The sequence below is a fragment of the Lentzea sp. genome (genome assembly GCF_036380075.1).
Lineage (GTDB): Bacteria > Actinomycetota > Actinomycetes > Mycobacteriales > Pseudonocardiaceae > Lentzea.
Genome location: NZ_DASVFL010000238.1, coordinates 1 through 5,890 on the forward strand (window position 1 = coordinate 1; position 5,890 = coordinate 5,890).

The 5,890-nt window shown below is 68.0% G+C and carries 4 protein-coding genes and 1 riboswitch; all 4 genes read right to left on the reverse strand.

The window, feature by feature from the left end; genetic code table 11:
* Positions 1 to 9: 9 nt before the first annotated feature.
* Positions 10 to 103: riboswitch (SAM riboswitch) on the reverse strand.
* A gap of 88 nt (positions 104 to 191) precedes the next feature.
* On the reverse strand, positions 192 to 1,028 hold the full coding sequence (rsmA, locus tag VF330_RS26030; protein ID WP_330854306.1) for a 16S rRNA (adenine(1518)-N(6)/adenine(1519)-N(6))-dimethyltransferase RsmA: 837 nt from the start codon (positions 1,026 to 1,028) through the stop codon (positions 192 to 194).
* A 498-nt stretch (positions 1,029 to 1,526) separates the two neighbouring features.
* Positions 1,527 to 2,936 carry a transglycosylase family protein gene (locus tag VF330_RS26035; protein WP_330854307.1) on the reverse strand — a complete coding sequence of 470 codons (1,410 nt, stop codon included), beginning with the start codon at positions 2,934 to 2,936 and terminating at the stop codon, positions 1,527 to 1,529.
* A 301-nt stretch (positions 2,937 to 3,237) separates the two neighbouring features.
* Positions 3,238 to 4,032 carry a TatD family hydrolase gene (locus tag VF330_RS26040; protein WP_330854308.1) on the reverse strand — a complete coding sequence of 265 codons (795 nt, stop codon included), beginning with the start codon at positions 4,030 to 4,032 and terminating at the stop codon, positions 3,238 to 3,240.
* A 26-nt stretch (positions 4,033 to 4,058) separates the two neighbouring features.
* On the reverse strand, positions 4,059 to 5,849 hold the full coding sequence (gene metG, locus VF330_RS26045) for a methionine--tRNA ligase (RefSeq protein ID WP_330854309.1): 1,791 nt from the start codon (positions 5,847 to 5,849) through the stop codon (positions 4,059 to 4,061).
* Between the last annotated feature and the right edge of the window lie 41 nt (positions 5,850 to 5,890).

Below are 5,890 nucleotides of genomic sequence, written 5' to 3' on the forward strand. Positions count from 1 at the left end.
CATGGTGATCCTCCATCGGTCCTGGCGTTAGCACCTGCCCGCATCCAGCGGGTGGTTGCTGCGACGTCGTAGAGCCAGGTCTCTCAGTCGCTCCGGATGGCAAGTAGCAGTCAACCGGACGGACGTTCGGTTGCGCAAGCCAGATTCCGATTCGTTCGACAGATCACACTGTTGGCCGAAGGATCCCCGGCCTAGACCTCGGCGATCCGGATGAAGTCGATCACGCTGAGCTGTTCACCCCTTTGTCGGGGATCGATCCCCGCCTTCTGGAGCAACTCGTCGACGTTGTCGGTGGCGCCTTTCAGCGCAGCCCGCAACGTCTTCCTGCGCTGCGCGAAGGCGGCGTCGACGATCTTGAAGAGCTTGGTCTTGTCCACTGTGGACAGCGGCTTTTCGTGTCTGGTGAACGAGACCAGGCCGCTGTCGACGTTCGGCGCCGGCCAGAAGACGTTCTTTCCGACGGCGCCGGCCTTCTTCGCCTCCGCGTACCAGGCGAGCTTGACGCTCGGGACGCCGTAGATCTTGTTGCCGGGCTTAGCCGCCATCCTGTCCGCTACCTCGGCCTGGACCATGACGAGTCCCTTTTGCAGCGTCGGGAGCTCGTTGAGGAGGTGGAGGACCACCGGGACCGCGACGTTGTACGGGAGGTTGGCGACGATCGCTGTGGGTTGCGCCGGCAGGTCTTCTTGGGTGACTTTCATGGCGTCTTTGAGCACCACTTGGAGCTTGTGCGCGTTGTCCGGGTCGTGCTCCTGGACCGTCTGCGGGAGCCGGTGCGCCAGGGGTGGGTCGATCTCCACGGCCACGACCTGGGCCGCGTTCGGGAGCAGCGCCAAGGTCAGGGAGCCGAGGCCCGGACCCACCTCGAGGACCACGTCCTCCTCGGTCAGGTCGGCCGAGGCGACGATCTTGCGGACCGTGTTGGGGTCGTGGACGAAGTTCTGGCCCAGTTTTTTGGTCGGGCGGATGTCCAGCTCGTTGGCTAGACGGCGGACTTCGGCGGGTCCCAGCAGGCTCACGTCCTGCATTCTCGCAGGCTCTGATGGCCCGTTTCCCAGCGTGGTCCGGTTGAGCTGGTTCCGTGCCTGTTCCAGCGTGGTCGTGCACCTCGGACGAAAGAGCGTTGTTCATCGCCGCTGCGCGACGATCCGCGATTGGGGCTTGACTTCGGGGCCCTTGCGAGGTGCTGTGGTCGGCCGGAAAACGGCCGGACGCTTCGCGACCGGCCGAGCCCGAGAGGGGTAGCACCTCGCACCCAAAGTCAAGCCCCAATCGCAAAGAACGGGTGGGCTCACCGGCTCCAATCGGCGTCAGGGGTGACTGCTCGCCTTCGGCGTCGCTTGGAAGTGCGGGGGTCTTGTCGGCTCGCTTCGCATCGCCCCTGGTGGGTGCCTCGGCTTCGCCGTTGGCCTGCCTGGCTTGGGTGCCTTGGCCGTCCCGTCCCCGCGTCTCCGTGGCCCGGACACGGCGAAGGCCGCCCGTGGCGAACCACGAGCGGCCTTCGTCTGGGGACGGGGAGTGCCGGTTTACGGCAGGCCCAGCTTCGCGCGGCAGCCCGGCCACGCGGAGTACGTGCCGCCGCGGCCGTCGCGGAGCTTGGTGGCGATGGCGATCTGCTGTTCGCGGGTGGCCTGGTGCGGGAAGGCCGCGTAGGCGTTGCCGCCGTAGGCGTCCCAGGTGCTCTTGGCGAACTGGAGGCCGCCGTAGTAGCCGTTGCCGGTGTTGATGGCCCAGTTGCCGCCTGCCTCGCACTGGACGAGGCGGTCCCACACGGCGCCGTCGGGGAGGGGCTTGGTGCCCACCACGATCTTCTTGGGCTTCGGCTCCTTGGTGACCTTGCTGCCCAGCTTCTCGCGGGCGATCTCCTTGCCGTTCTTCACCGTCACGCGGTACTGCGAGATCTGCTCGCCGGCCTCGCCGGGCTCCAGGACCTTCTGCTCGCCCGCGTTCATGTTCGGGTCGTTGGTCTTCTCGACCGGCGGGGCGACCGGCTCGTTCACGTTGATGACCGTGACGCCGGTGCGGGAGATGTAGACCTCGGCGCCCGTGGCCAGGCGGACGTCGGCGCCGGACTGGATCGCGTCCTCCGGGCCGAGGCTGAGGTTCTCGCCCTTGAGGAGCTCGTCGACGGTCAGCGCGGTGGTCTTGACCTCGCGTACCGGGTTCGCACCGTCGAAGAGCTTGACGCTCTTGAGGGTCTTGACCTCGAGGTTCATGCCTTCGAGGGGGATGTCCTGGCCGCTGGGGGCCGACATCCACGCGCCCTCGAGCGGCACGCCCATCTGCTTGGCGGCCTCCTCGACGGTGACCGAGCGGACCCAGTCCTCGCGGGCCTGGCCGTCGACGCTGGTCTTCAGCAGGCGGCCCCGGTCGAGGCTGATCTTGCCGCCGTCGGAGATCGGGGTGTTCAGCGACGGGGACAGGGCGTCGTGCTCACCGACGACGATGCCCTCCTCCGCCAGGACCTCGCCGACCGTGCCCTCGTAGGAGTGGACGGTCTGCAGCGCGCCGTCGACCTCGACGGTCAGCGACTTGTCCATCGCCATGGCGGTCACGCCGCCACCGGAGATCGAGACGAGGACCGCGGCCACCGCGCCCTTGAGGAAGCGGCGCTTCCACGTCGAGACGGCCGAGACGAGTAGCTGCGGGTCGCTCTTCTCCTCTTCCTCCGACGGGAGGACGAGGGGCGGCATGATCGTCGTCTCGGCGTTGATGAGACGGATCAGCTCGTCGACGTCGACGTTGGCCGTGGCGAGCAGGTCGTCCGCGTCCGGGCCGAGCACCTCGAGCACGTCCGCGGGCGTGATGGTCAGCGCACCGGCGGGAAAGCTCGGGTGGGGGTCGGCGACGCTCACCGACGTCTGCCCGACCGGCGTGAACCAGTCGGTGTCGTCGTTGAAGTCGTACGGAGCGGCAGTTCTGTCGCTTCCAGACACTGGATCGATACCTCCATTGCGGAAGCTCCGAGGCCACCGCACAGTTGGCGTTGACAAGATCATTCGAGTTGGAACTCGAAATTCCCGGCAACTCCTCCTACGTGGTCTCGCTCTTCGGCACTTCTGGCTTCGGCCCCGCCCCGACCGCGGGCGTGCTCCGAACCGACAACGTCGGATCGGGAGGCACGGTCACGGGACAGTAACGGGGTCGCGCACGTTGCGCAAACACCCCCGCCAATGTTGTGACGTCAGTCACCCGCAAGGGTAGGAACCCCTTGCTCCGTTCGCTCCAGGTCGCATCTCAGTAGTCGAGTCCGAAGACTCGTTGAGCATTACGGGTGACGGTGGAGCAGAGTTCAGAAAGATCTTCGCCACGCAGCGTGGCCAGATCCCGAACTGTGTAATTCACACAATAGGGTTCGTTCGGACGCCCCCGGAACGGGTGAGGCGTCAGGAACGGCGCGTCCGTCTCCACCAGGAGCTGGTCCCGCGGCACCAGCAGGGCCGCCTCCCGCAGCGCGCGGGCGTTCTTGAACGTCACCGGGCCCGCGAACGACAGCACGTACCCCGCGTCGACGCACCGCCGGGCGAAGTCCGCGTCGCCGGAGAAGCAGTGGAAGACCACCGTGGCCGGCGCCCCCTCCGAGGAGAGGATCTCGAGGACGTCCTCGTGCGCGTCCCGGTCGTGGATCATCAACGGCTTCCCGACCCGCTTGGCGAGGTCGATGTGCCAGCGGAACGCCTCGTGCTGGGCGGCGGGCGGCGAGTAGTCCCAGTAGTAGTCGAGACCGGTCTCGCCGATCGCCACGACGCGCGGCAGGACGGCCAGCCGTTCCAGCTCGGCCTTCTCCTCGTCGCCGAACGACGAGGTGCGCGTCGGGTGCACGGCCACCGCCGCGTAGACCCGCGGGTCCCAGGTGGACGCCTCGGCGGCCCACCGGGCGGCGGCCAGGTCGTCCGCCACCGTGACGACGTGCGAGACGCCGGCGGCGTTGGCGCGGTCCAGCAGCACCGCGACGTCCTCCGCCGACGAGGCCCCGCACGCGTCGAGGTGGGTGTGGGCGTCGACCACCGGCGCCGGAAGGGCTTCCGGCACCGGCGGTCGTTCCCGCTCGTCCGCCACTAGTCGATGACGATCGGGGCCCACTCGGGCCCGGTCTCGCCCAGCTTCGGGTCGAGCTTCGCGAACAGCGGCGACGGCTTGCGCAGCGGACGGCCGGCCTCGATCGGCGTCGACTCCCAGCGCGCCTGCTCGCCCGCGTAGTCACCGGTCAGCACCGGGTACGAGCGCTCGGGCACGTCGAGGTCGCTGACCTCGTTCATCTGCGGCTGCGCCGCCCACACGCCCGTGCCGCCCAGCGCCTCGTGCACCTGCTGCGCCGAGTGCGGCAGGAACGGCGTCATCAACGTGTTCGCGTCCTGCACGACCTGCAACGCCGTGTGCAGCACCGAGTCGCGGCGGTCCGGGTCGTCCTTGAGCTTCCACGGCTCCTGGTCCGACAGGTACTTGTTCGCCGCCGAGATGACCCGCATCGCCTCGCCGGAGGCCTGCTTGAACCGCGACCGGCGCAGGTGCGCGCCGACCGTGTCGAACGCCGCCTTCGACTGCGCGAGCAGCTCGTGGTCGGCGGGCGTCAGGTTCGTGGCCTTCGGGATGGCGCCGACGTTCTTGTGCGCCATCGAGATCGAGCGGTTGACCAGGTTGCCCCACTCGTTCGCCAGCTCGAAGTTCGTCCGGCGGACGAACTCCTCCCAGGTGAAGTCGGTGTCCTGGTTCTCGGGACCCGCGACGGAGATGAAGTACCGCAGCGCGTCCGGCCCGAACTCCTTCAGGAAGTCGCCGACGTAGATCACGGTGCCGCGCGAGGTGGAGAACTTCGAGCCGCTCATCGTCAGGTACTCCGACGACACGACCTCGGTCGGCAGGTTCAGCGTGCCGAACCGGCCGGCCTCGCCGCCCTTGTCGCCCGCGCCGTTCTGGCCCAGCAGCAGCGACGGCCAGATCAGCGAGTGGAAGACGATGTTGTCCTTGCCCATGAAGTAGTAGCCCTGGGCGTCGCCCGTCCAGAACTCCTTCCAGGCGTCGTCGTTCCCGGACCGGCGCGCCCACTCCACGGACGCGCTCAGGTACCCGATGACGGCGTCGAACCACACGTAGAACCGCTTCATCGGCTGGTCGCTCCACCCGTCGAGCGGGATCGGCACTCCCCAGTCGAGGTCGCGGGTGATGGCGCGCGGCCGCAGGTCCTTGATCAGGTTCTGCGAGAACTTGAGCACGTTCGGGCGCCACTCGGACCGCGTGCCCATCCACGAGCCCAGCGAGTCGATGAACGACGGCAGGTCGAGGAACAGGTGCTCGGTCTCGACGAACTTCGGCGTCTCCCCGTTGATCCGCGAGCGCGGGTTCTTCAGGTCGATCGGGTCGAGCTGGTTGCCGCAGTTGTCGCACTGGTCGCCACGGGCGCCGTCGTAGCCGCAGATCGGGCAGGTGCCCTCGATGTACCGGTCGGGCAGGGTGCGCCCGGTGGACGGCGAGATCGCGCCGTGCGTCGTCTGCTCGACGAAGTAGCCGTTCCCGTAGACGCCGAGGAACAGCTCCTGCACGACGGCGTGGTGGTTGCGCGTGCTCGTGCGCGTGTAGAGGTCGTAGGTCATGCCGAGGGCGGCGAGGTCCTCGGTGATGATCCGGTGGTTGCGGTCCACGAACTCGCGCGCGGTGATCCCCTCCTTGTCGGCCTGGACCAGGATCGGGGTGCCGTGCTCGTCGGAGCCGCTGACCATGAGCACGTCGTGGCCCGCCATCCGCATGTACCGGCTGAATACGTCGGAGGGGATCCCGAAGCCGGACACGTGGCCGATGTGGCGGGGGCCGTTGGCGTACGGCCAGGCCACGGCGGCGAGGTAATGAGCCATGCGGTCAAGCCTAGTGACCCGGACATTGCGGCTGCGACCGG